The organism is Virgibacillus oceani (assembly GCF_014638995.1).
GTDB lineage: Bacteria > Bacillota > Bacilli > Bacillales > Amphibacillaceae > Virgibacillus_E > Virgibacillus_E oceani.
This window is the reverse complement of record NZ_BMFR01000008.1, coordinates 37,857-64,207: the sequence shown is the minus strand read 5'-3', so window position 1 is coordinate 64,207 and position 26,351 is coordinate 37,857. Positions and strand designations below refer to the sequence as shown.

The 26,351-nt window shown below is 40.4% G+C and carries 25 protein-coding genes and 1 pseudogene; 8 read left to right on the top strand and 18 right to left on the bottom strand.

The window, feature by feature from the left end; genetic code table 11:
- Nucleotides 1–91 precede the first annotated feature (91 nt).
- From IEV74_RS11080 to IEV74_RS11055, 6 genes are all read right to left on the bottom strand, one after another.
- Entirely contained in the window at nucleotides 92–1,732 is a 1,641-nt protein-coding gene (locus tag IEV74_RS11080) for an Eco57I restriction-modification methylase domain-containing protein (RefSeq protein ID WP_188455456.1), read from the bottom strand.
- Between the two features lie 287 nt (nucleotides 1,733–2,019).
- Nucleotides 2,020–3,210, bottom strand: coding sequence for a hypothetical protein (locus tag IEV74_RS11075; RefSeq protein ID WP_188455455.1), 1,191 nt, complete (start codon nucleotides 3,208–3,210; stop codon nucleotides 2,020–2,022).
- Between the two features lie 188 nt (nucleotides 3,211–3,398).
- Nucleotides 3,399–3,878, bottom strand: a complete 480-nt coding sequence (gene rlmH, locus IEV74_RS11070; protein WP_188455454.1) for a 23S rRNA (pseudouridine(1915)-N(3))-methyltransferase RlmH — start codon at nucleotides 3,876–3,878, stop codon at nucleotides 3,399–3,401.
- On the bottom strand, nucleotides 3,875–4,660 hold the full coding sequence (locus tag IEV74_RS11065) for an AAA family ATPase (RefSeq protein ID WP_188455453.1): 786 nt from the start codon (nucleotides 4,658–4,660) through the stop codon (nucleotides 3,875–3,877). Before IEV74_RS11065 ends, rlmH begins: the two co-directional genes overlap by 4 nt.
- A gap of 17 nt (nucleotides 4,661–4,677) precedes the next feature.
- The gene (locus IEV74_RS11060) at nucleotides 4,678–5,367 is read right to left on the bottom strand and encodes an LrgB family protein (RefSeq protein WP_188455452.1); all 690 of its coding nucleotides are present in this window, start codon (nucleotides 5,365–5,367) and stop codon (nucleotides 4,678–4,680) included.
- The gene (locus IEV74_RS11055; protein WP_188455451.1) at nucleotides 5,360–5,734 is read right to left on the bottom strand and encodes a CidA/LrgA family protein; all 375 of its coding nucleotides are present in this window, start codon (nucleotides 5,732–5,734) and stop codon (nucleotides 5,360–5,362) included. The genes IEV74_RS11060 and IEV74_RS11055 overlap by 8 nt, the downstream gene beginning before the upstream one ends.
- 250 nt (nucleotides 5,735–5,984) lie before the next feature.
- Here IEV74_RS11055 and IEV74_RS11050 point away from each other — a divergent pair, with 250 nt between their 5' ends.
- On the top strand, nucleotides 5,985–6,485 hold the full coding sequence (locus IEV74_RS11050; protein ID WP_188455450.1) for a DinB family protein: 501 nt from the start codon (nucleotides 5,985–5,987) through the stop codon (nucleotides 6,483–6,485).
- Between the two features lie 63 nt (nucleotides 6,486–6,548).
- Here IEV74_RS11050 and IEV74_RS11045 read toward each other — a convergent pair whose 3' ends face one another.
- From IEV74_RS11045 to dacB, 5 genes are all read right to left on the bottom strand, one after another.
- Complete coding sequence (locus IEV74_RS11045) at nucleotides 6,549–7,682, bottom strand: TadA family conjugal transfer-associated ATPase (protein WP_229683143.1); 1,134 nt, start codon at nucleotides 7,680–7,682, stop codon at nucleotides 6,549–6,551.
- Between the two features lie 261 nt (nucleotides 7,683–7,943).
- Nucleotides 7,944–8,150 carry a hypothetical protein gene (locus tag IEV74_RS11040; protein WP_188455448.1) on the bottom strand — a complete coding sequence of 69 codons (207 nt, stop codon included), beginning with the start codon at nucleotides 8,148–8,150 and terminating at the stop codon, nucleotides 7,944–7,946.
- On the bottom strand, nucleotides 8,147–8,449 hold the full coding sequence (locus IEV74_RS11035) for a transposase (RefSeq protein ID WP_188455447.1): 303 nt from the start codon (nucleotides 8,447–8,449) through the stop codon (nucleotides 8,147–8,149). The genes IEV74_RS11040 and IEV74_RS11035 overlap by 4 nt, the downstream gene beginning before the upstream one ends.
- Nucleotides 8,450–8,574: 125 nt before the next feature.
- Nucleotides 8,575–10,089, bottom strand: coding sequence for an alpha/beta hydrolase (locus tag IEV74_RS11030; RefSeq protein ID WP_188455446.1), 1,515 nt, complete (start codon nucleotides 10,087–10,089; stop codon nucleotides 8,575–8,577).
- Between the two features lie 134 nt (nucleotides 10,090–10,223).
- A complete protein-coding gene (dacB, locus tag IEV74_RS11025; protein WP_188455445.1) occupies nucleotides 10,224–11,747 on the bottom strand; it encodes a D-alanyl-D-alanine carboxypeptidase/D-alanyl-D-alanine endopeptidase in 1,524 nt (507 codons plus the stop codon).
- A gap of 420 nt (nucleotides 11,748–12,167) precedes the next feature.
- On the opposite strand from dacB, the gene IEV74_RS11020 reads away from it, so the two are divergent.
- The 5 genes and pseudogenes from IEV74_RS11020 (at nucleotide 12,168) to IEV74_RS11005 (ending at nucleotide 14,947) form a co-directional block, all read left to right on the top strand.
- Nucleotides 12,168–12,713 carry a GNAT family N-acetyltransferase gene (locus IEV74_RS11020; RefSeq protein ID WP_188455444.1) on the top strand — a complete coding sequence of 182 codons (546 nt, stop codon included), beginning with the start codon at nucleotides 12,168–12,170 and terminating at the stop codon, nucleotides 12,711–12,713.
- Nucleotides 12,714–12,740: 27 nt separating this feature from the next.
- Nucleotides 12,741–13,118: a group-specific protein gene (locus tag IEV74_RS11015; protein ID WP_188455443.1), complete on the top strand. Its 378-nt coding sequence runs from the start codon at nucleotides 12,741–12,743 to the stop codon at nucleotides 13,116–13,118.
- Nucleotides 13,119–13,153: 35 nt separating this feature from the next.
- Nucleotides 13,154–13,538 (top strand): annotated as a pseudogene (locus IEV74_RS19680) (NUDIX hydrolase).
- Between the two features lie 61 nt (nucleotides 13,539–13,599).
- Entirely contained in the window at nucleotides 13,600–14,085 is a 486-nt protein-coding gene (locus IEV74_RS11010; RefSeq protein WP_188455442.1) for a GNAT family N-acetyltransferase, read from the top strand.
- 16 nt (nucleotides 14,086–14,101) lie between these two features.
- The gene (locus IEV74_RS11005) at nucleotides 14,102–14,947 is read left to right on the top strand and encodes a class I SAM-dependent methyltransferase (RefSeq protein ID WP_188455441.1); all 846 of its coding nucleotides are present in this window, start codon (nucleotides 14,102–14,104) and stop codon (nucleotides 14,945–14,947) included.
- A gap of 85 nt (nucleotides 14,948–15,032) precedes the next feature.
- On the opposite strand, the gene IEV74_RS11000 is transcribed toward IEV74_RS11005, so the two are convergent.
- Nucleotides 15,033–15,329, bottom strand: coding sequence for a 4a-hydroxytetrahydrobiopterin dehydratase (locus tag IEV74_RS11000; RefSeq protein ID WP_188455440.1), 297 nt, complete (start codon nucleotides 15,327–15,329; stop codon nucleotides 15,033–15,035).
- A gap of 317 nt (nucleotides 15,330–15,646) precedes the next feature.
- On the opposite strand from IEV74_RS11000, the gene IEV74_RS10995 reads away from it, so the two are divergent.
- Nucleotides 15,647–16,219 (top strand): hypothetical protein, encoded by a 573-nt coding sequence (locus IEV74_RS10995; RefSeq protein ID WP_188455439.1) that lies wholly within the window; start codon nucleotides 15,647–15,649, stop codon nucleotides 16,217–16,219.
- A 14-nt stretch (nucleotides 16,220–16,233) separates the two neighbouring features.
- On the opposite strand, the gene IEV74_RS10990 is transcribed toward IEV74_RS10995, so the two are convergent.
- A complete protein-coding gene (locus IEV74_RS10990) occupies nucleotides 16,234–17,949 on the bottom strand; it encodes an ABC transporter ATP-binding protein (RefSeq protein WP_188455438.1) in 1,716 nt (571 codons plus the stop codon).
- 252 nt (nucleotides 17,950–18,201) lie between these two features.
- Here IEV74_RS10990 and IEV74_RS10985 point away from each other — a divergent pair, with 252 nt between their 5' ends.
- Nucleotides 18,202–18,582: a DoxX family protein gene (locus IEV74_RS10985; protein WP_229683137.1), complete on the top strand. Its 381-nt coding sequence runs from the start codon at nucleotides 18,202–18,204 to the stop codon at nucleotides 18,580–18,582.
- A 1,537-nt stretch (nucleotides 18,583–20,119) separates the two neighbouring features.
- On the opposite strand, the gene IEV74_RS10980 is transcribed toward IEV74_RS10985, so the two are convergent.
- From IEV74_RS10980 to walK, 5 genes are all read right to left on the bottom strand, one after another.
- Nucleotides 20,120–21,337 (bottom strand): S1C family serine protease, encoded by a 1,218-nt coding sequence (locus IEV74_RS10980; RefSeq protein ID WP_188455437.1) that lies wholly within the window; start codon nucleotides 21,335–21,337, stop codon nucleotides 20,120–20,122.
- A 131-nt stretch (nucleotides 21,338–21,468) separates the two neighbouring features.
- Entirely contained in the window at nucleotides 21,469–22,266 is a 798-nt protein-coding gene (locus IEV74_RS10975) for an MBL fold metallo-hydrolase (protein ID WP_188455436.1), read from the bottom strand.
- Nucleotides 22,263–23,189 (bottom strand): two-component system regulatory protein YycI, encoded by a 927-nt coding sequence (locus IEV74_RS10970; RefSeq protein ID WP_188455435.1) that lies wholly within the window; start codon nucleotides 23,187–23,189, stop codon nucleotides 22,263–22,265. Before IEV74_RS10970 ends, IEV74_RS10975 begins: the two co-directional genes overlap by 4 nt.
- A gap of 2 nt (nucleotides 23,190–23,191) precedes the next feature.
- Nucleotides 23,192–24,523 carry a YycH family regulatory protein gene (locus IEV74_RS10965; protein ID WP_188455434.1) on the bottom strand — a complete coding sequence of 444 codons (1,332 nt, stop codon included), beginning with the start codon at nucleotides 24,521–24,523 and terminating at the stop codon, nucleotides 23,192–23,194.
- The gene (gene walK / locus IEV74_RS10960) at nucleotides 24,520–26,349 is read right to left on the bottom strand and encodes a cell wall metabolism sensor histidine kinase WalK (RefSeq protein WP_188455433.1); all 1,830 of its coding nucleotides are present in this window, start codon (nucleotides 26,347–26,349) and stop codon (nucleotides 24,520–24,522) included. Before walK ends, IEV74_RS10965 begins: the two co-directional genes overlap by 4 nt.
- Nucleotides 26,350–26,351: the final 2 nt, after the last annotated feature.

Genomic DNA, 26,351 nt, shown 5'->3' with positions numbered 1-26,351 from the left:
CAAATTATCGAATAGTTCACTTTCTTTAGAGGAGACTCTTCAAAAACCTTTTTACAGGGTAAAATTATATTTATCTCTTACAAGTTATTCACTAACCTCTGCTCAATCTTCTGCTCCTTAAGGTTTTCCATATATCATTAAAAGTATCTACCAAATCCCTCGATATACCCATTTTCTTAACAAGAATTTCTTCGTCTATTAAATTTAAGACTTCAATTATGTCCTTATTAGTTCTTGTTAACTTATCAATTTCAGCTAATAATTCTTCCACTAATTCTTCCTTAATATCAATATCCTCAAGGTTGGGTATGGTGACTTTTTCTAATTCCCCCGGTAATATTTCTAGGACTCCACCACCATAACTTCTTGCCTCTAATTCCGTAAAAGCTAATCCAATGCTATTATAAAAGGCTAAGGTGGCTTTTTTTCTATCCGCTAACAGTGAAAACCTAATTCTATGCATAGTATCAGTACTAACTGCATCAATGTCATTCATCACAAATTTAGGATAAAGATGGTTTCTTCTGAGGAAGAATGCATCTGGAGTATAGATAGAAGGAATACAATACCATTTCTTTCTTATTCTACACTTATAACCTGTATGCTCTCCTCTTTTTTCACCTTCTTTAATATAATTCCTTTGACCCTCGGTAAATTCCTCTTCTTTTACACCATTAAAATCTAATAAATAAGTATTGGCACCTGCCTCAACATTTTTAAGCCAATCTTCTTTACGGAATATAGTTCCTGGTATATTTACACTTCTGGCGATTAAAGGTATCGCAACACTTTCTAGGTCATATTTTTTAACTATTTCTTTATTAACACTAAAAAACTTATTATTACCAGTAGTTATCCCAATATCTACGTCAGCAATTGTATTAAACGGAAAGAATCTATTATCACCTCTAACTTCGTCAATTGCTTCATTCTGTTTTTGATTTAAGAAATACCTTGTCCATTTTGTTGTTGATAAGTCTACTTCTTTGTAAGCCACATTCTTGTCGACTTCTTCAAAGTTTTCAACTAAATCTTTAATACTATCAAACTCAAGAATTTTTATTAGATGGTCACCATTAAATTCAGATACTTTTTCTCCCATTAATAAAATAACTTCTTGTTCTACATCCGGAAAGATTAACTCTCGGAATGTAACAATTGTCATTTTCTGTAGTTGTTCCATTAAATACAATCTTAACTGTTCTGAATATTTTACTTGTAATAACTCCGCAGGTATTACTAAACCAATATTTCCACCATTATTTAAAAGTTGCACACTAGCAACTACAAAAGAAACCCATGCGTTAATCAACTTATTTGAGTTCATTCCGTTATTCTGTAAAATAATTGATTGCTCTTCTCTTTGTTCCTCTGTCAAATATTGATACCTAATATATGGAGGATTACCAACTATCAAATCAAAACCAGCTTGTGTTAAATGCTTTTCATATTCGTCATAAAAATCATTATTTATTACCTTGAACCTCTCATCATTTACAACTGCTTGTTTTGCTTTTTCAGCTTCCGATTCAAAAAGTTCTACACCTATACAACTAAAATTTTTATCCAGTCCTTTTAAAGATTCTAGAAAAACACCGTCTCCACAACTCGGTTCAAGTACAGTCTCCACATTTTTATTAAATCCCCATTCCACTAAAAACTGAGCTAAATCAGAAGGGGTATAGTATGCACCTCTAATTTTTTCAGGTGTTGCATTATCTTTTAACTTCATATTTTATCACCGCTTTTTATTTTATCATACATTCTGTCCTTATTCCTTTAATTTAAATTATTATATAAACCTTAAACCATAGGTTCATATAGTAAGTTTAAAAAAGTAGCTATCAAACAAGTTAAGTAAGCAGAACAAGGTCTTAAATGAAATAATTAGATTGAACATTTACATAACCCAAGTACAAATTCCAACCCTTTATAGAACCTTGGTTCCCATTGAAGAAACGCAAAATTAAGTAATAAAAAAGAGTACCTGTTATAAGTACTCTTTGGAAATAGGTAGACTTAGTTTTCAGTTTTTGCATCTATCTCAATCAGATATTCATCTACAGTATCTCTTACACTATACAATGTTAACTCTTTCCCTAACAAATTCTCATTCACAACTAGCTCTCTGGCATCTCCCCAAAGTAAATGAGTCATAGGTTGTCTTTGTTCATACGTCTTGGTGTTAGTTCTGATATCATGCTTCAATTCCAATTCATATTTCCCATAGTCCACACCTTCAATAACAAAATAAAAGCCTGCCTTTGTATAATGAAAATGGTCGGGTTTGTTAGGCTTTGGAGCCCATTCTAGATTAGCAAAAACATCCTCACGAAAATAAACTTGTTGGTCAACATCATACTGTCCTTTTTTTAAAAGCATCGAACCCGTCACATGAGTATTTCCACCAACTTTCGGAATATTTAAGTCTCTTTTGGTGAGTTTTTTACTTTTCCATTCTTCGATAAGTCTTAAGCCCTTATCAGCAATTAACACAGTATCTTGATTTTTGTTTTGATTAAAATTTGAAGTAACAGGTTTTTGAATACTCGCTTTTCTAGGAATAGAAACATGTTCTCTTGATAACACCATTGTAGGTGCTATTCTTTTACCGCCCTTGCTTTTACCTTTTACAATTTCCTTCGTTGATGTTTCATCAACCAATCTACCTTCATCAAATAATCGTTCAACCACTTCATTTGTATTTACTGAAAATACATTTTCAGGATAATCTTGCTTAAAATTATTAAATGTTTTTAAGAATTCATCAACGTAACCTTTATCCGAACTATTGTTGATGTCTAATTCAATAATGGTGCTTGATTCAATGTTATTAATCAAGCCTCCATATGTGAGGTTAGCACTTCCGACGTTAGATAATGCTTTTGTAGAGCCTATTGCTAAGGAGGCTTTGGGATGAAATATAAATCCTCGACTTCCAGTATCTACAACAAAAGTAGTTATTCCTAAATCAAGCAAACTTGAAACACCTTGCTTTGAGGTAATACCATTCCTGCAACCTACATAAACGGTTATTTTATCCTTGTTTTTTAATAGACTATCCTTCAGTACATATACACCATCACTTGTAAGAAACGCAGAGCTTAGAATAATTTCTTTTGCATCTTCCATTTCTATTAATTCTTTTAGGTTATTTCTGTGGTTTTCCTTCTCCTTTAGCCCCTGCATCAAGAAATTTACTTTAGCCACCAAAAGCACTCCTTTCGTATCTGTGATTAATTTTACAACAGATACTACAGGAATGTCAATATATAAACCAATTTTCTGCAGTATATAACCCGTAAAAATTTATTAAACACTGTTATAACAACATTCATATAAAAAATTACTGTAGTAATATACTGCAGATATTTTTGGAATTTCTCCAAAAACCTCATTTACTTATGGTACGGTTCTCCCCGCAAAATCCGAAACCCCCGATAAACCTGCTCCAACAAAACCATCCGCATTAATTGGTGAGGAAACGTCATCTTAGAAAACGACAACGCCAAATCACTCCGCTTCTGCACGTCTTCACTAATCCCTAAAGACCCACCAATCACAAATGCTACCTTACTCTTCCCATACGTAGCAAGCTCGTCCATTTTAGCCGAAAGCTGCTCTGAAGTTAGCATTTTCCCATTGATCTCCAATGTAACCACATACGTATCCTGTGAAATAGTAGACAAAATCCGTCTGCCTTCCTTGCGCTTAACTTCATTCTCTTCCGCTTCGCTCAAATTCTCTGGTGCCTTTTCATCAGCGACCTCAACAATATCAACCTTAGCATATGCCGTAAGCCGTTTTAAGTATTCCTGGATGCCTTGCTTCAGGTATTTTTCCTTTAGTTTTCCGACCGCTACGATTGTTATTTTCATTGATCTGATCCGTCCTTTTCTCCATCCGATTCAAACAGGTGATTAAGCATGCGTTCTTTGTTCTCAAAAAATTGTTTCATAATGGTGTAATGGCCAGTTTGTTCCAGGGTTCTCTCGGCCAATCCATCAGCCGTAAGCTCAATAATTTTTGCATCTGGGTATGTCATGAGAATTGGTGCATGTGTTGAGATAATAAATTGTGCACCTTGATTCACCAGATCATGAATGCGGGTTAACATCGACATTTGCCTTAATGGGGAGAGTGCTGCTTCCGGTTCATCCAAAATATAAATCCCATTTCCTTGGAATCGATTGATAAACGCAGCAAAGAAGGCTTCCCCGTGTGACTGCTCATGGAGCGATCTTCCGCCAAACCCGTCAATTACTGCTGCACCACCAAGAGGGTCGCTATCAACTTCCTCAATATAGGTTGCGACATTATAAAATGTCTCCGCACGGAAAAAGAAGCTGTTTTCTGGCCGGTAAAATCCCCTTGCCACACGCAAATAGCGATCTAAAACGGAATGGGAATCATAGCTGGAGAAGTTAAAATTAAGGGTACCCCCCTCAGGATTAAAGCCCAATGCAACCGCTATTCCTTCAAGCAGTGTCGATTTTCCCATACCATTCTCGCCAATAATATAGGTCACATTCGGATGGAACGCGACCTTCTCAAACTTTTTAATAACAGGCAAATTGAATGGAAAGGTGGTGTACGACGGTATGAGATCCCTTTTCAAATCAAGACTTTTAATGTACTGGGTATCATGATTCAATTTCATTATCTATCATCACCTCGTTACATCCATAATACTATCAATCCAGGTGTAATAATAGAGACAACTACCGCGCTGACGACCATAGCAATGGTGCTGACTGCCCCGGAGAGCTGGCTTTCTTCCATAATAGTCGCTGTACCGATTGCGTGGGAAGCACAGCCCATTCCGACACCGCGGCCGATATAATGATCAATTTTAAAATAGTTCATAATGGTCGAGCTGAGCAGTACACCGCCGATTCCCGCGATCATCACAAATACGGCAGCTAACGGGGTTGCTCCGCCTGCAGCGTCTGTAATAGCCATGGCAACGGGAGTCGTGACAGATTTTGGTGCTAGGGAGAATATAATCAATTGATCAAACCCAGCCCATTTTGCAAGCAATATTCCCGTCGACACACCGACAAATGCTCCGATAAACGTTCCGCAAAACACGGGAAACAGCAGCTGTTTCAGTACGTCACGCTGCTGATAAAGCGGATAGGCGAGTGCAACGACCGCTGGGCCAAGCAAATGGTTAATCCAGTCACCGCCGAGCATATACGTTTCATAGGGGATTTGAAAAACAACAAGCACCATAACAATGACAAACGTTGCAATGATGACAGGAACGGTAAATGTATAGTTGTGTTTTTCATGTATTTTTATGGAAAATAGATAAATGATTAATGTGCCAGCAATTGCAGCGACTCCGATCAGTATGTTAATCATGTTGTTTCAGTTCCTTTCTCCGCATAATCCACTGGCTGATAAATCCCGACCCAGACATAACAAGTACAGTACTGATGAGGACAATTATAATTAACAGAAATCCCTTTCCGGAAAACACATCAAAATAATTTAAAATTCCTACCGTGGCGGGGATGAAGAATAGCGTTAAATGCTCAACGAAAAACTTCGCACCCTTATCGATCCACGCTACGTTCAATACGTTGGTCATAAGGAGAATAAATAAAATAATGAGACCAATAACACTCCCCGGAATAAATAGACCCAATACATGCTGAATCCAGTTTCCGATTAAATAAATACCATACAGGATGGCAATTTGAATGATCGTTTTACAAATCCTTAACAATGGAAGACACTTCTTTCTATAAAAATCCTGCAAAATTCTATCATAGAACTTCTTTCACCCATTGAAAAGTATTTAGCCTTCACGAAACTGCTAGCACTTTCTGACAAAACGGGACAGCTAACAGGTATACTTCATCCAACTATTCATTTTGAAAAAGATTTTAAAATTTTTATGAGGATGTATGACAGGGTGCTGTCATACATCCTTTTTTATAATACAGCTATCACCGATAAAAAGGAGTAGATGTTAAATGAATCATGCAAAAAATATGTACCAATACCATATTTGGGCGAATAAGGTGCTGCTGGAAAGAATAAAGGAATTACCAGACAATGTCCTGTATGAAGAGGTCAGCAGTTCCTATCCGACCATTGCGAAAACATTTAGCCATATCTATGCGGTAGATGCTATGTGGTTACAAGTGCTGAAAGGAATGGATATGAAAGAAGCTATCGAATATCCTATGCCTTTCCTTGAAAAGGCTAATTTATATTCCGCAGACGAATTTGTTACGTATTTTGAAGAGCTGGCTTTACAGTATGAAGAATGGATAGATAGCCAAAACAATTTGGAACTGAAAATTAATGTGAACAATCCATGGGCTGGTGCCAGAGAAACTGCTTACTCGGAAATTATCTTTCATGTTGCTAATCATGGCACATATCACCGGGGCAACATAACAACAATGCTACGGCAGCAGGGGTACGATTCGACCATGAATGACCTTGCTTTATATTGGTATCAACAGTAGGTAAGCCACAAAAAAGTCGATTCCTTCACATAAAGGAATTCGACTTTTTTAGATTAAATTCACTTAACGTACACAATACTGGTAGTTGTCCTGCTGGTCCTGGCAGGTGAAAATATCCCGAAGAACGATCGTGTCTCGGTCAAGCCCTTGTACTTCTGTAATCCTGGTAATTTTTCGTGTGCCGTCCTTCATCCTTGTTTGCTGTACGATCAAATCGAGCGCACCTGCTAGCTGTTCACGAATTGCCCGGATCGAGAGGTGAGGCTCTGTCTTCAGCACGACCATTTCAAATTCGGCAAGCAATTCCCTTGGTGTGCCTGCATAACCTGTTCCAAGACTCCCTATCTGACCTGTATTCATTGCCTGAAGCATAGGCACAATCTCTGACCCCTGTACATCGCTAACAACAATTCTATCCGGACACATTCTAGCGGAGCTCTGCACAAGATCATAAATGCTAACTCTACTATTCGCCTCAAGGGATACTACATGATCCTGGGTTAGGTTCAATTCAGCAGAATCCTCTATCGTAACAATTCGTTCATTCTCCGGGATAAAGGAGGATAGCGCATTTAATGTAGTGGTTTTCCCGGAACCCGCTTCACCAATGACAAAAATATTTCGTTTAGCTTCTACAGCTGTTTTTAAAAAGTCGGCCATCACTTCATTTAATGTGCCCATTCGAATTAAATCATTGATGGCGGGTTTTATAAATTTCCGTATGGTCATAACCGGGCCATATCGTGCGAGCGGTGGAATGATTGCATGAATATGCGAGCCATCTGATAATGCTGCATCCATAATAGGTGACGATTCATCTATCCGCAGACCATACTGTGAAGCCATTGTGTCAATCACGTGCATTACTTGTGCATCATTGCGAAAGCATGCCGGCGCTTTTTCAAAATTGCCGTTGACATTTATATATACATCTTTCGGTCCATTGACCATAATTTCGTTTACATGCGGATCGGACAGGTACGGGAAGAGCGGTCCGTATCCGATTACCTTGCTTGCGGCTTCGTTTATCAATTGTTTCTTTTGTGCAAAAGTTAAATAATTTCCTTCTCTATCTAAAAATCCCCCTGCAAGCTCTTCAATCAAGGAAGCCGTAACTTCTCCTTGATTAACAGATTGGTTTAGTTCATCAGTAAGAAATTGATACAAACGAGCTCCAAGTCCAGATACGAACGACATCACGCACGCTCCCCCTTCCAATACCCAATCCATATATTCTTTATAAAGAACATAAATCTATTATAAATAGAACGCGATGATTTGAAAATGCTTAAAATGAACGATTTGATCTGTATAAAGAACAATTTTCTTGCATAAGCTCTTATTTTCTGCGTTTTTCTTTTTATTTTAACGAACGATATGTTCATTATAATGAAACGAAACAGCATAAATAGACCGTGCCTCTTTTGACACGGTCCTGTCCGTATATACAACAGCATTTCAGCCTATTCCATACTCTTTCCTTAATTCTGATGCAATTCGGTACACCCCATAAATGCCTGCCTTCTCTTCTATAAAATCTTCCGGCTGTATGATAGATTTTCTATACAAATTAAAGCTCTGTACCGAGACCTCCAAAATGCTGCATAGTCCATCTACTGGGTATTTATTTTTCAGCTGATCGATCGTTTCGAACCGTTCCTTCACCCTCCCTGCTGTAAAATTTCTAAGTACTTTTTTAACGTGTCTACCTCCATCCTGAGTTCTTTCACCTCATCATCAATGGAAGGTGAATAGCTGATTCCCTGTGTTTTGCCAATAGACCTTTCGAAGGCAATATTTCCGTTCTTTTTATATTTTTTAATCCATACATATACATTATCTCTATGGCGAATACCCATATCATCGACTACCGATTGTACGGATTCATCGTTTTCCAGTACACGCCTGACTGCTTCTAATTTTATTTCTTTCGTATACCGTTTATTTTTCCCCCGTGTTGCCATGAATGGTCCCCCCTCAATTTGCTTATAAATGCCCTATGATAATCCAACTATACAATAAGGTCCATTACACAACCATTACAAAAAAACCCTTCCTATATTAGAAGGGCACTCCTCAAAATTGGCGATTACTTTATCTTTCTCTTCGTCTTCCTAGTGAGTGACAGCAATTTCTCATAATAGCTATCCTCACCGGGGTTGTATTTCATTAATAGTTTCAAAGCTTCCGCTGCTTGATCAGCACTCGGTTTATTGGCAAGTATGTCCTCGCAAATCGTAATAATCTTATCTTCTATCGTTGTCCTCAGTTCGATAATCCAATCGTCATAGAAAGCGGGAAACAAAGTATCTGGCAATGCACGAAGATGATCGAGCATGCCTGTCACCTTGTCCGGCCATTGTACAAAGGACCTCACTTCATCTAGTAAATCTTTCACATCGATTTTAACCTGGGCAATCATTTCAATGGAATCACGCTTGACCGACAGATAGTTTTCCATGCTTTCACCTGTATGCTTTTCAATAATTCCCTTAATATGGTTTAAGGCTACGCGCAAATGATTCCTTGCTTTTTCCATATCATGCTTCGGCCAGAATATATCATACAGCTTTTCCCGTGTAACATTTTTATGTAAAGCAATGTAGGTCATCAGCTGTTTTGATTTTCGCTGATTCCATTTGCCTTCAACCACTTGGCCATTAATCATTACCTGAAACCGATCCACAATATTTAGTTTGATGACATGCTGTGAATCATTTTGTTCAATGCCGGAATCAAAAATGGCACGCAATTCGGCATTTAACGGTTTTGAGTAAGTGTTTATGTATGGTGATTTAGGCGGAATTTCGTTTATTTTATTCATAAACTGTCGAAATAGCCTTATAAACGTTTCTGGCTCGTCCATCATAATTACATTTGCAGCATCGGGAACAATTAAAAATCGGGTGTCTGGCATATATCCCATATTGACCATTTGCATCTGCGGCGGATATAAAATATCATGTTCGCCAATCAGCATCATCATCGGTATTTCTATTTGCTGTATACTCTCGAACTCATACGTTAAAACCGTATTGCTGACAAGGTCGAAGTAATCCGAGTATACAGGCACCGGAATTTGGCTATACATCGCACGCAATTTGGCCAATTTCTCCTCTGTAGCGGGGTAAACTATATTTGGACCCAATTGATCCGCAATTTCTTCCATCGTATTACTTCTCAGTTTACGCCTTTTTGCCGACTCTTCTTTACCGAACTCCTTTGGAACAAAGATTGGTGTTGCAATCAAGATGAGCGATTGCATGTATTCTTTTATATTGAGTGCCGCTTCTATTCCAAGATTTCCGCCCCCGGCATGTCCAATAAAATGTGCCTTTGTAATGGAATGCTTTTTTAGCAGTGCTTCCAGTTGATTAAGCAGCACTTCCCAGGATAGTGAAAACGTACGATCCGGAATACTTTTTCCATGACAAGGCAAATCGTATCTAAGAACATGGTATTGCGACTGTAAAAATGGCATGACCTCATCCCATATGGTCATATCAAGTCCTAATCCATGTACCAAAACAACAGTCTCTGCGTTTTCATGTTGACATTTGCTATAGTGATAGTTGATATAATCAAATGATGTTTGATCTGCCATCGTACTACTTCCCCCGCCATACTTTTACTCTATTATATCGACAATTTACGAAAGTTTTCAACTGATAGAGTTGGAATTGGGTCACTATACACGAAGAAACCGGCTCTCACCGGTTTCTTTAGGTTATTTCCTATTTATTCAAATTGATGTTTTGCAAGAACAGTGGCTATTTCATCTTCCATATCCGTTATGGCAGAAGATGAACCGAGATAATTGTTGACCATAATGGAAAAAATCAAGTCTCTGCCATCCTTTGAGGTTACATACCCTGATAATGTAGAAACGCCTGTTAACGATCCCGTTTTAGCCTTCACGTTTCCCTTCGTTGGCTTTTCCGTCATCCGGTAGCGTAATGTTCCACCAACAAGCCGTTCCGACATACCAGCAACTGGAAGGGATTTTTCCAAGTCAGGGAACCAGCTCTTATCCTGTACAGCAAACAGCAATTGGGACAGTTCGTTTGCTGGAATCATATTTTTGTGTGACATTCCCGATCCATCCCGTAGTTTGAGTGTATCGCTGTTAAGGCCCAGATCGGTCAAAACCTTTTCAACTGCCTGCAGTCCTTTATCCCAGCTTCCTTCCTCATATTGTACACGGCCCATTTCTTTTACAAGTATTTCCGCATGCCCGTTATTGCTCAATTTCATAAATGGAATGAAGAGATCCCGTAATGGCATTGACTCCCTTGATGTCAGTACGGTTGCATCTTTCGGAGTAACACCTGATTTTGTACCTGAATTACCGACAAGCTTGATGCCATTCTCTTTTAGTGATTTGTTAAATACATCGAGCGCATACCCGGTTGGCTCCCATACAGATACCCACGATCTTGACCTGGAACCATCTACAGGAATCGTTCCTTCGATTACAATATTATTAGATCCATGCTCCCGTTCGATAGAAATGTCCTTTTCTTTATCCGCTGCGACTGTTTTCGCTTTATTGACAATTGTTACGTACTCCGTTTCAGGTGTGAGTTTCACTTGGGCTTCCTTTCCCGCTTTATTGGCGGGGTTAACTTCCACTATGAGCGTTCCTGCGTCATAGTCCTCATTAGGGGAAAGGGTCAGTGCAGATACCTGGGCACCTGTATAAAACGGTTCATCCGACCAATTCAGGTCCTGTGATAGCCGAACATCGTCATACCAGCTGTCATCCGCAACTAGGTTTCCTTTAATGTTTTTAATGCCTTTCGCCTTCAAATCCTTAGCAAACTGATCCAGGTCCTCTTTCATTAACGTAGGATCACCTTTTCCCTTCAAATAGACATTTCCATGAAGGGTCTTGCCTCTAATCCTTCCATCCGTCAACACCTCCGTCGAAAATTGGTAGTCCGAACCGAGTGTTTCCAGTGCAGCTGCACCTGTCAGCAGCTTCATATTGGATGCCGGATGCAGCCGTGTATCACCAAAGTGCTCAAAAAGAATTTCGCCTGTGCTGGCATCGCGAATACTTACGCCGGTTGCCGTCCCGGCCAAATGCTCGTTCTGCAGAATCTGGTTAATCTTATCGTCTATGTGTATCGACTCAGCTGATGCAACTTGTGTGGTTTCTCCTGATGGTTTCAAAAACGATTGTTCCCCATTGGTAAATGGCAAAAGCGCCACCACAGCAATAAGGAAGAAAAGAGAAATATGTTTTGCGTAACCTTTCATACAAGTTCACATCCTTCTATAAGTTATTTTCAGTACATTATACGAGTATGTGTTTGAAGTAGAACTTTCCGTGCATGAATTAAACCATTTCGCCTATGCTGCAGGATCGGGATAGAGGTCTGAATCGATGGTAATCTGCGTTCATATTAGTGCAGCCAATTTTTATAGTCCTCCTTTTGATATGGTCTTATTCTTAATCTCACTGTTTCAGTGGTGAAGTTAAACTTTTTCAAGGTATTCGTGCATTTCTGTCCTTTGATATATAGTGCAATTGCTTTTACTGGCAAGAAAAGATTTCATCATTTAGTACATTACAACAGCACTCTTTGAAATTCCTGCAATTTTATTAAAAAAAATTCTTTATAGACAGAACATTGTGATATGATAATAGCTACACTAAATAAGCAGAGGGGAATTACCATGTTTATACATGAAGTAGACGACGATATTGCATTGAAATTGCTAGATGAAAATGATGGGGAGACATTATTTCAGCTAACAGATAATTCCAGAGACTATTTGCGCGAATGGCTTCCGTGGGTAGACGGTACAAAAACAGCTGACGATTCCAAGGAATTTATCCGTCACATATTAAAAATGTACACGGAACAAAAAGGACTTACTGCCGGGATCCTTTTTAATGGGCAACTTATAGGAACTGCTGGATTTAACACGCTTGACTGGTCCAACAATATTGGTACGATCGGCTACTGGATGGATCAAGGATTTCAAGGGAATGGAATAATGACGCGGGTTGTCCGGGCGCTTATTGACTATGCGTTTCAGGAATTAAAGCTGAACCGTATAGAAATACGCGCTGCCTTTGAAAACAGAAAAAGCAGGGCGATTCCGGAGCGATTAGGTTTTACACAGGAGGGGAAAGTCAGACAGGCTGAATGGCTGTATGATCATTATGTCGATCTAGTTATTTATGGGATGCTTGCATGTGAGTGGGAGCAAAACTAGTTTTTTAGTCGAAAGGAATCGTTACATATGAAATTTTACATTGCTTCAAGTTTTGCTAATAAACAATTGGTTCGCTATATGAGTCAGAAGCTTATTTTGAAAAAGCACACACAGACATATGATTGGACTAAGAATCAGCGTGCTGTTACAGACGTGCTGCTGCATTCAATTGGAACTTTAGAAAAACAGGCTGTTGCTGATTGTGATATTTTTCTTTTGCTGCTTCCGGCTGGCAAGGGGAGTCACACAGAATTAGGTATTGCACTAGCACTGGGTAAGAAAGTGCACATCTACTCTCCGGAAAATATAGATCCAGCGACCGCTTCAGCATTTTATTATTTAGAAGGGGTTGAGCGGTTTAATGGTATGATAGATGATTTTATTGAAACGATTGGATTGGTATAGATGATGGGGTTGTTTGATGTTAATGTGAGGGAGCAATCCGCAAAGATGGCAATTGGCTAATTGGAAAGCGGAGGGAGCAGGAAGAGCATGCTGGTGGCAAGCTGTCTCTTAATGGAGGCAAGGCGAGGCAGAAGGTTTTTCAACAGATATTTTGGAAAGTACCGTCATTAGGGAAATACGGGAAGAGGTTGGCTTAGAGGTTAAAAGCCCGCAATATGCTACAGTACATCTTTTATTACCGATGCCGGCCAACATGTTATAAACGTTATTTTTCTTTGTGAGTACGAATCTGGAAAAGCTATTGCAATGTGTCCCGATGAAGTGGCAGACGTTTTTTGGATGACATCGGATGAAATTTTGAACGAATCTAATGCTCCGGATTATTTGAAGAAGTATTCAGAAGGCTTGAGGGGATTTTAGTGGCAGAAAATGTATAATTTCTTCTGGATAAGGTCCCAATCTCATCGGAAGGGCTGATGGTATGAATTATTCTATTCGCAATATGACAGAGCAAGACATCCATCCCGTGCAGCACGTAGCAAGAACAAGCTGGAACAACACGTATGAAGGGATTATCCCGCTGGAAATTCAAAACAATTTCCTCGAAGCTGCTTATAATGATGAAAGAATGATGCAGCGCCTGCAGCATTCCCATATATTCGTTGCTGAAGCTGATGGACAAATTGTAGGATTTGCAAATTTTTCTCCTGTTAATGAAGCGGGGAAAATGGAATTGGGGGCAATTTATTTATTTCCAGCGTATCAAGGTAACGGAATCGGTACCGCTTTATTGCAAAAAGGCATAACCGATCTAAAGGGTGCGAAAGAGATTTTTATTAATGTAGAGCGAGATAATCTGGTTGGCAAAACGTTTTATGAAGCAAAGGGTTTTGAAGTTGTTTCCGAATTTGATGACGATTTTGATGGTCATATCCTGAAGACAATTCGGATGGTTTTGAATGTGTAATTTAAGGAGGCAATGAATGAATAAGGAAATAATTAATTCTATTGTTGAAAGTATGGCCCCAAACGCTGAAATGGCTGCCGTTCAACGGATACAAACAGAACATCGCGTTAAACTTGCTCAGTTTTGGAATATCCAAAAGGGGCATAAAGTGCTTGAAATAGGCTGCGGTCAGGGCGATACAACCGTAGTATTAGCACATTTTGCTGGCGAAGAGGGGTTGGTTCATGGAATTGATATTGGCCCTTCCGATTACGGCAGCCCAATTACATTAGGGGAATCAGCTGATTATATAATGAAATCAACGTTAGGAAAACAAATACAGATGGAATTTGAAGTGGATCCACTATCCCCTGAAGTAGATTTCCCTGAAAACTTCTTTGATTGTATCATATTGTCTCATTGTTCCTGGTACTTTAAATCGTTTGAGGAATTGCAAGAGGTATTGCAGAAGGTTAAAAAATGGGGCAAACGTTTATGCTTTGCGGAATGGGACACTGCAATCCAGTCGATTGAGCAGTACCCACATCTTTTAGCAATACTTATCCAGGCACAATATGAATCATTCAAGCAAAACAGTGATTCGAATGTACGAACCCTTCTAACACGAGATGATTGCAGGCTAGCCGCGGAAAATGCCGGCTGGAACATTCTGAACGACAGCACCATTTTTTCACCTGAGTTACAGGATGCGACATGGGAAATTGATCAAACAATTAGCGGATTGGATATGGAACTGTGTAAGTCCAATTCTATGCCGGACAAACTTGAACGACTGATCCGTTCTGAAATAAGCATGCTGCAACAGTTCATAACGTCTAATACGATCATACCATTGTCCGTATTTGCGTTTGTTGCGGAATAATTTTTAACAAAAGCTCAGTGCGCACTGAGCTTTTGTTAAATCATCCATATCATTTCCCGGGAAATATCGACAAAATTCTACGAGGTTATTTATCTGCTGCTTCGAATAATTCATCAAAATGGTTAACCATTTCGAAATCAAGGTCTGTTAACCCTTTAGCCTGCCAGGACGAAATTTTGAGTGTCACAACCTTGTAGTCAATGGATATAAACGGGTGATGCTGTTTTTCCTCCGCATATACCGCAATTTGGTCAACAAAGTTTACACCAGCTAGGAAGTTTTTAAAACGATATTTCCGCTCAATCCATTTTTCATCAAGTCTTTTCCAATCCGAAAGCATCTCAAGCTCCTTAGTAATTTGTTCTTCGGTTAAGCGCTCCATTTGTTTGCCTCCTTTAATAGGTTTATTCTGTATCGCACGCCACGCTACTTTAGTTTATTTATATTCCCTTTCAACTTTTTTATAAACGAAATGTATACAAAATTATGGTTATTCACACGTTATCAACAGACTTTTGTGGATAACTTGTGAATATGCTGTGTATTTATTCCCGGGGTTCACCGGGACAGAGGGTCAGACCCCTTGTCCCACGGGCTAGCCGGGACAAGGGGTCTGACCCTCTGTCCCGTTTTTGCATAATAATAAGCTGTTTAACAAAAACTACGGAAATAATAGCGACAAAAGAAAGGGTTAGTATTGTGAATGAACAACAGCTATTCGATCAAATTTATGAACAAAAGGAACAACTAAAATCTTTAATTAATGACTATTGGGTTACGTATTCAGGACCTGAAACGTGGTATTTTTGGTATAATATTGGAAACCTGGTAATACCGCTTGTTATCTTGTATTTCTTATTAGACAGGAAACGATTGTTTGAAATTTGCTTTTTTGGTTTTAGCATACATGTTATGTGGGCAAATATTGATTCAATTTTAGCTTCAGGCAATTATTTCGTTATTACACATACCCTTACACACCTTTTGCCGGTAGGAGTTACGGTTACAGCTGTATTGCTTCCGGTTTGTTTCATGCTGATTTATCAATATTGTACAAACAGAGGGAAAAACTATTATATATATGCAATTATCGCGGCAATACTCTTCGCATACGGATTTGGTTCTATTTACAAATACAATGACATGCTGGTAATGAGTAAAGGAATGAACCTGACCTACCTTGCCCTTATCGACATTGCTGTTGTTTTAATCGCGTATTGGTTTACAAAGCTATTTATTATGATTAAAGATAAAACGGGACGCGGGGACTGACCCCCGTGTCCCGCTTAGCGCATTTGGACCTTATGGAGATGGGCGAATATACCGTCACGCTTTAATAAATCCTCGTGATTACCCTCTTCTTCTATTCCATTTTTCGTCACAACCATAATTCGGTCTGCATTTTTAATGGTTGCGAGTCTGTGGGCAATAATAAGGGTTGTCCGGTTTTTGGCCAATTCTGTTAATGCTTTTTGAATAATCATTTCCGTTTCAGTATCCAGTGCCGATGTTGCCTCATCCAAAATCAGGATTGGCGGATTTTTTAAAAACATGCGGGCAATTGCAATACGCTGCTTTTGGCCGCCTGAAAGCTTCAATCCGCGTTCCCCAATTTGCGTTTCATACCCATCCGTAAGCTCTGCGATAAACTCTTCCATATGTGCACGTTTGGCAGCTTGTTCGATTTCATCATTTGTTGCATCCAGTTTTCCATATGCAATGTTTTCACGTAACGTACCAGTAAACAGAAACACATCCTGCTGCACAATTCCGATCTGATGTCTGAGTGATTCTTTCGTCATGTCACGGACGTCCATACCATCGATGTAAATACCGCCGCTGTCCACATCATAGAAACGGGGAATAAGCGAACAAATCGTTGTTTTTCCCGCTCCAGATGGTCCAACAAATGCAACTGTTTCCCCGGCACGGATATTTAAATTGAGTGCCTTTAATACAGGACCTTGTGTTTTTTCATACCCAAACGTAACTTTATCAAAATTAATATCGCCTTTTAAGTAATCAACCTTTACGGCATCTTTGCGGTCAACCACTTCAGGAGCAACGTCCAGCAAGTCTGTAAAGCGTTTAAATCCTGCCATACCTTTTGGATACAGCTCAAGTAATGCACTAATTTTTTCAATTGGCTTAAATAAAACATTTGTGAATAAAACAAACGCCACCAAGTCACCGTAAGAAATCATATTATTAAACTTCAGCCAGGCCCCAACAACAAGAACAATTAATACGATCAGGCGCATCATCATGTAGATATTGGAATGAACGAACGCCATTACTTTATATGCACCAATTTTTGCAGCGCGGAAGCTATAGTTGTCCTTTGTAAAACGTTTCATTTCATGTTTTTCATTTGTGAAGGATTGTACAACGCGCACACCCGACACAGCATCCTCGACCCGCGCATTAACCTCTGCGATATCACGATACATCGTCCGCCATGCCTTATTCATTTTTATATTGCTATAGGAAATTAGCCAAATTAATATTGGAACGACACATAAAATAATCAATGCTAAAGTTGGACTATAAACAAACATAATCCAAAATGAACCGACGAATGTCATGATCGCAATGAAAAAGTCCTCTGGTCCATGATGGGCAAGTTCACCAATATCGAATAAATCATTCGTTATCCGGCTCATAATATGTCCTGTTTTCGTATTATCAAAAAAGCGGAATGACTGCTTTTGTACATGGTTAAATAATTGCTGCCGCATGTCTGTCTCAATATTAACCCCAAGCTTATGGCCCCAGTACGTAACAATGTATTGCAAATATGTACTAAGCAGATAAACGAGCAATAGCCCAATACTTACTAGGATGATTAAGTCCCAATCGTTACCCGGCAAGAGCTCATCAATAAACTTCTGCACCGCTACTGGGAATGCTAATTCAAGTATTGCCACAATTACTGCACAGGTAAAATCAATTATAAACAACCGGCGATGCGGTGTGTAATAGGAGAAAAAACGTCGTATCACGTGTTGCACTTCCTTTTTTAATATATATGGGAATTATAAGTGTTAATTGCTCCGTTGGCAATAAGCATGCTCTCCCCCTGTCTACTGGTGTGGACCGTATCCATAACATAGGTATTAACAGGATAGCCCTAATTTCTAGCTTTTAACAATTGCTTGTCAAGGTTGTCTATGTTCGTGCATATACATTAACCAATCACCATTGTTGCAGGAAATTAATCCGCAGCAATTGGAATTACGTGGAGGTGTATTCCATTGAAAAAGTTACCCATGGAAAATTGGATTTGCTATGCTTGCGGCTATGTTTTCATAACAACAGGGGTACTGAAATTATTAGTGGATGATTTTAAAATGATATTCAGCAACCTAGGCCTGCCATACCCAGATTCCGTCCTCTTCCTAGTAGCCATCACAGAAATCGTATGCGGCGCCCTAATTGTCAGTAAAATGTATGTAAAACGAGCAACAGCAGCACTTATCTTTATTATGTTGGCAGCTATTTTCCTTACTAAAATCCCTATTCTTACTACAAACCAAGGCTTCCTATCATTTGCCTTTGAAGCAAGGCTGGATATCGTTATGCTAATTCTGCTCGTTGTACTTTGGCAGCATGCTCCGGGGAAGACATTTAGATAGAGCGTTGGTAGGGGGGCAGGGTTGATGCTGCTGGCTTTCGGGTTGATGTGCTGGCTCTCGGGTTGATGCTCCGGCTCTTCGGGTTGATGTTCCAGCTTTCGGGTTGATGTTCTGGCTCTCGGGTTGATGATTCGCCCCTCGGGTTGATGATTCGCCCCTCGGGTTGATATTGCTGGCCCTCGGGTTGATGCTGCTGGCTCTCGGGTTGATGTTCCGGCTCTCGGGTTGATGCTGCTGGCTCTCGGGTTGATGCTCCGACCTTCGGGTTGATGTGCTGGCTCTCGGGTTGATGCTCCGGCTTCCGGGTTGATGCTCCGGCTCTTCGGGTTGATGTGCTGGCTCTCGGGTTGATGCTCCGGCTCTTCGGGTTGATGCTCCGGCCCTCGGGTTGATGATCCGCCCCTCGGGTTGATGCTGCTAGCTCTCGGGTTGATGCTCTGGCTCTCGGGTTGATGTTCCGCCCCTCGGGTTGATGCTGCTGGCTCTCGGGTTGATGTTCCGGCTCTCGGGTTGATGTTCCGGCTCTCGGGTTGATGCTCTGGCCCTCGGGTTGATGTTCCGGCCCTCTGGTTGATGCTGCCGGCTCTCAGGTGGATGTGCTGGCTCTTCGGGTTGATGCTCCGGCTTTCGGGTTGATGCTGCTGGCTCTCGGGTGGATGTTCCAGCTTTCGGGTTGATGTTCCGCCCCTCGGGTTGATGCTCTGGCTCTCGGGTGGATGTTCCGTCCCTCGGGTTGATGTTCCGCCCCTTGGGTTGATGCTGCTGGCTCTCGGGTTGATGCTCCGGCCCTCGGGTTGATGCTCCGGCCCTCGGGTTGATGCTCCGCCCCTCGGGTTGATGTGCTAGCTCTCGGGTTGATGCTCCGGCTTTCGGGTTGATGCTGCTGGCTCTCGGGTTGATGTTCCGGCTCTTTGGGTTGATATTCCGCCCCTCGGGTTGATGTTCTGCCCCTCGGGTTGATGTTCTGCCCCTCGGGTTGATGCTCCGCCCCTCGGGTTGATGCTCTGGCCCTCGGGTTGATGTTCCGCCCCTCGGGTTGATGCTCCGGCCCTCTGGTTGATGCTGCTGGCTCTCGGGTTGATGTTCCGCCCCTCGGGTTGATGCGCCGCCCCTCGGGTTGATGCGCCGCTCTCCCGCCGATATTCCGCCCCTCGGGTTGATGCGCCCGCTCTCCCACCGATATTCCCGCTTTCCCGCAAATATTCCAGCCCTCCCGCCGCCATCCCATCTCCCACAAAAACCAATCCATACAAATCAACACATAAATAACAGGTTATCCCCAAAGTTATCCACATATGCACAAATGTTCGCAGCTATTTTGTTGTAGAATATTCGTTCTCTACTATATATGGAGTTTATCTACATGTTTTCCACAGTCTGGGGATAACTGCATTTTGTCTTGGTGTAAAAAATATATCATCTTTCAAATGGGAATTATTGAGCGACATCAGCTGATTCAAACCAGCATCCTATCCTTCAACCAAACTTAACAAATTAAAAAACTGCCCCCGTTCAGAAGCAGTTTTCCATTTAACCATTATCGTTGTTGCCCCAGTTTAATCTCCGTTGTCTGTTTCTTTCCATCCCGGTAGAAGGTTATTTTGACAACGTCGCCGATTTCTTTTTCATGGTAGAGAATTTTTCTTAGGTCAATCATATTAAGAACTTCCTTGTCATCTAGATGGGTAATGACATCGAGGCGTTCGAGTCCTGCTTTATCTGCTGGCGACAATGCTTCGACACTCCAAATATACACGCCGCCTTTTACTTCTTTTGGAAGGTTTAATGTATTATCCCATTCGGTTTGCGGAACCTCGTCGAGTGAATAAATTTCTACTCCTAAGTATGGTCGTGTTACTTTGCCTTTTTCTTCAAGCTCCTGAATAATTGGCCTTGCCGTATCAATCGGTATGGCAAACCCAATTCCTTCTACTGCTGTTTGATTAATTTTCATTGAGTTTATTCCTACAAGCTGTCCTTCTATGTTAATAAGTGCACCGCCGCTGTTGCCTGGATTGATCGCAGCATCGGTCTGAATTACCTCAGCCTGCCAATCGGGGCGTCCGTCTTGGTTAAAATCCTGAGGAATCGTGCGTTGCTTCCCACTAATGACGCCCTGTGTAACGGAACCGGAAAAACGCAGTCCGAGTGGATTTCCGATTGCAATGGCTGGTTCGCCGACCTTCACATTTTCCGATGAGCCCATTTGGATTGTTTTATCAACATGTTTTGCATCCAAACGCAGCACTGCTAGATCGGAAAACAGGTCACTTCCAAGTATCTTTGCTTGCACATGGGTTTCATCAGCAAACACCACCTCAACGGAATCGGCACCTTCTACGACATGGTGATTTGTAACCACATAGGCATAATCACCGTCTTTCTTATAAATAACTCCAGATCCCGTTCCAGCCTGGCTTTCCTGCTGCTGCCAAAAATCTGATTGCCTCTGTATATTCGTAACGCCTACTACAGCAGCACTAACTTTCTCCACCGCTTCTGTAACCTGTGTGGAAACATCTACATTTACATAGTTTGCTTCAGATTCACCATCCTGTGTTCCTTGTGATTGATCTTGTCCTTGTTGAAGTTGTCCTGTCCAGGCTTCCGGAAGCAGGTTTGTTTTTACCAAAGAAGGCATCGCCACTAGAACAACAGCAACTCCAATGATAACACCAATTAACACAGGGAATAACCACCGCCGCTTTTTCTTTTCAGGGCCTGGTGGCGGATTATGATTATCGTAATAGTCCATACATTCATCCCCTTCATTTTACCCTCTGATATAGTATGACTTTTTACCTTCAAAATATGCTAAATGAATGCTACTCGCTTCCTTATTATTCCTTACCTGTCACAGGATTAAACATACAGAACAACCTTTTATTAACCCACCTCGTACATTTTCGTTGGGGTATTGGGATCCGTATCAAATATAGATATCCGCTTGTCCAGCTCAAATCCTCGTTCCTGCAATACATTGCTGACGGACATACGTGCAAGATCCTTCATATTGTTATCTAAACTTAAGTGGGCCAGGTAAATTCGTTTCGTCCGATTTCCGATCACATCGCTCAACGCCAGACCGCTGTCTTCATTGGAAACATGTCCCGAGTCCCCGAGTATACGCCGTTTTACATTCCATGGATATCTGCCCATCCGCAGCATACCAACATCATGATTTGCCTCGAAAATATATGCATCCGCATCTTCCACTGTTTTTTTAATGCGTTCCGATACGTAGCCCAAATCCGTTACAAGTGCTACCTTTTTCCCTTGATGGTGAAACGTATAAAACATCGGTTCTGCCGCATCGTGAGAAACGCCAAATGATTCTATATCCATATCGCCAAACGTTTTTACCTGTTCCAATCCAAACTCAAACCTTTGATCTAACGCTATTTTGCCAATGGACCCCTCCATTGCTTTCCACGTTTTCTCATTCGCATAAATGGGCAAATTATACTTTCTAGCCACAATGCCCAGCCCTTTAATATGGTCACTGTGTTCATGTGTAACGAGGATTCCTGTTAATGACGCTGGGTCTACCTGAACCTCACCTAATAAACGGTCCACCTGTTTCCCGCTGAGGCCAGCATCAACAAGGAGCCTTTCTTTCTCCGATTCTATATAAAAAGCATTTCCCGTACTTCCTGAAGCCAATACACTAAAACGTAATGTCATTCTGTCTCACTCCGATTAATAACTTCTGGCCTTTGACTTAGTTCTTCTAAAACTTCCTTTTTCATCTCGTCATGGTCATCCATTGTTTTGACCTCTTCGGTAATCATTTTTACTGATTCACCTAAAAATTGTTCCTCATCACTTGAAAACACAAAGCCAGCAATTGCATTAACAAAATAGAGCCGATTATCTTTTACACTGATTTTCCATGTTGGTGCTAATGTTTGCTTTCCTTCTGTAACATTAACTGCTGTAAAATACCCAATCTTCACATCTGCAACTTCATCATCTGTATACAAATAATTTTCATTAAGCAAGTTGCCAATCGCTTGTATCGGTTCATTTAACGTCTTGATACTGTCCAGATCATCCTCTTTCCCCAACATTGTCTGTACATAAAAGCTCATTTCATTTTTATCATTGAGAAACACGAGCAGCATGCCGCTTTGATTAAGGTATACAGGTCGTCCATCTTTGATTTGGGAGAAAATCAGGACATTAAATTTTTCATTCCAGCCCCAATACGTATAATCATCTGGATAAATAATATAATTTTTTATCGCATTTTCTATTTCTTCATCCTTTGCCTCTTTAGGGATTGGCACAGGCTTTTCGAATTGGGATACGATAAAATCGTTGTTAATGATTGCACTTGTTTGATTCTCATATCCAAGTAACGTACTCATATCTTTTTCCGTAAAATTCTTTTGGTTAACAGAAATATACGATTCCTTCAGGTTAACCTCTTTTACATCCGGATATGTGATATTTTCATTTTCCAGCTGCTGTTCAATTGTAGCATTTTGCTGCTGCAGTGTTTCTAAATCATCCTGTTCCTGCTTTTGCATAAATTGATACAATAAATAAACATTCAGGATAAGAAAGCAGAGGATAAAAAGTGTTTTAATCTGACTCCATTGCATCCTCAGCTCCCCCCTTTATTAAGCGGAATTTCATCGCCAAAATCAAGTTCTTTCCATGAACCACTTTCGTTGACAAACCAAGCAGGCTCAAGCCTTACATAATATTTGATACTCGTGCTTTCCTGAACCGTTAAGTCATAGCCAATTTTAATATCACTAATTTGATCCAGATTGTACTTAGGATTGTTTTGCAAAAAGGCTATAACACTCTGACCTGACTGTAATTCCAATGTTTCCCCGCCTAGTGTGCTATTCAGACTGAACATTGGCCGCTGATACTGGGAAAGACTTAAGTTATGCCATTCCTGTTCAATCGTTGATAGTGCACTGCCATTGTAGACTGCATACCCATTGTAGAACATGCGATACAAAAGCCGATTTGAGGCAAGATCAAGTTTTTCAAGATTATACTCGCTTCTCCAGCCCTCCTGAACGTTAGAAATGCCTGTCCAGCCTTTATGTTCGTTAATATTTTTAATGCTATAATTTAGAACATCAAGCTGATTCATCCGCTCATAATTAGAAGAGATCGGACTGTCGAATTTCATTAATTTCCCATCCTGCAGAAGCCGCATACCACTCTGGGAATCTGAAAAATATGGCTCCCCTTTGTTCGCGCGGCTTACGATAGAAGGTTTATTAAATAATGCGTTCACCAGTTTATCTATATTAATCGTTGAAACTGTAAACGATCGTTGGGTCAATTCCCTAGAGCCGCTTGGGATGTATATCGGTGTTTCCGATTCATCCCATGCAATATACTCCTCTAAATCTTCATGCTCTGTTAGGTAACTCCATAATAAATTATATTTTTTGGAATCATTGACATTGGCAACTGCTTTCTTTTGTCCATTTTCCGATAAAAATTGCAGCCTTAATGCTTTGGAATCTGGAATAAATGTAATAAACATACGATTGAATGACCAATCAGGCAAATACGTATTATCATCATTTAATTTAAAAATTTTTGTAATGATGCCCATTGGCAATGCATCCGGAAAAGTTACTTCAACCTGGTAGTCATTTGCCGGTGCACCATTGGCATTCATTATTTCCATGTTGTATAGTACCCATTTTTGCATATCCTGATATAAACTCTGTCGTTTGCTTGGATCTGTAAAACCATAATGTTTGTTGAATTGATGAAAAATAATTGATTCCGGTTCAACAATTTCTTGTTGCGTTACTTCAGATCCGCCAATATCCATATCCACTTCTTCCTGATCGTTTAACAATGTATCATTAGGCTGATAATTCCATAAGCCCAGCGTTAGCAGTAAACTGATTCCAACTAGCACCGTTAAAATAAAGGATTTTGCTGTTTCCAGATTCATTGGTCAACCCTCCGCTTCTGGTTCATTAACGGAAGTGTAAAGAAAATCGTTGTTCCTTTTCCTACTTTACTTTTGGCCCAGATTTTTCCATGGTGTGCTTCGACTAATTCTCTTGCGATGGCAAGCCCCAAGCCTGTTCCGCCAAGCTTTCTTGTCCTTGCTTTATCAGCCCGGTAAAAACGCTCAAAGATCTTGTCAACTTTTTCATAGGTAATGCCTATGCCCTCATCTGCTATGCTAACCAGCAGCTGGTGCTTCTGTTTTTCAATTTTAAATCGGATGGCCCCACCCTCTGGAGAGTATTTAATCGCATTTGAGATAACATTATCCAGAACCTGTGTCATTTTGTCCTTGTCCATCCAAACATAAAATTGTCCTTTAGGCAGCTCCCGTTTTAGTTTTATTCCTTCGTGTTCATTCATGGCAAAACGGTCAATTATATGGTTTAAATACGCGATGAAATCCGTTTTTTCCATATGTAATCCATAATCCTTGTTGTCCATTTTTGACAGCTGCAGCAAATCGTTTACCATGCGAATCATGCGTTCTGTTTCATTCTGTGTAACACTGAGAAATTTCGGTGCAATGTTTTTGTCTTGCCATGCCCCGTCTGTTAATGCCTCTATATAGCTGCGCATCGTTGTTAATGGTGTCCTTAGTTCATGGGAGACATTGGATACGAATTCACGGCGCTCCTGTTCAACCTTTTCCTGTTCCGTTACATCACTTATTACTGTGATGAAGCCTGTAACATCATCTTCATCATCGGAAATCGTGGAGAAATTGGCACGGATTAAGAAAGTATCGTCGTCTTCACTTAAATCGATAATCATCGAACCGCTGTCATGCAATTCTGTAATGTCTACATCTTTTTCACCTAATTGCAGTACTTCCGGCAGAAATTCGCCTTGTATATCCTCTGGACTCTTTCCAATAAGTTTTCCCGCAGCTTCATTCATTAACGTAATGGCACCCGTCCGGTCAGTTGCGATGACACCATCGGACATATTGGACAGAACGGAGCTTAATTTTCGCCGTTCTTCCTCAATGGTTGCATAGGAATGCTTCAGTCGTTCGTTCAGATCATTAAATGTTTCTGCCAGATTGCCAATTTCATCAGCACCATATACATTTACCTTTTGTGTAAAATCACCCTTCGCCATTGTTTGTGCCTGGTTCCGCATCTCCAAAATTGGCTTGGTTATCGTTCGGGCAACCAGAATACCCAAAAAGGCCGATACTGTAATAGCTAAAATCGACCCCTTTAAAAATATTTGGTTAATCGTTTCTACTTGGCTGTATACTCCTTCAATTGACGTTTCGATATAAATCGCGCCCTCGACAATTTCCTTTTCATTATAAATAGGAACTGCTTTCACAAGCAGGCGTACTTTATTTCGGTCATCCCAAAGTCTTTTTGTTCTTGGTTCACCATGATTAAGCGCAAATTGAATAATAGATTTAGTTGTCTTTTTATTAATATTGCTCATGTTTGAATAATCATTGGTAGCCAGAACACGGCCAAGATTGTTGACTACCTGCATGCTCATTTTCTCTTTATCTACTTCACTTACAATTTCCTGTACGTCCTGTTGTAAATTTGGCTCATCGGCATCCTCGCTTCGTTCTTTCGTAAATGCCTGTTCCAAATAGGTACTCGTTAGCTTTACATTGTTGTCAACCGATTCTTCAAAGTTCGTCCGCAGCGTTTCCTCAAGCTTCTGAGCAAAATAAGAACCAATCACCTGTACCGCTACAAGCAGCAGCAATATATAAATGATGATAAATTTTAGTTGAATGGAGCGAAAGAAGCCCACTTTTTTCATAA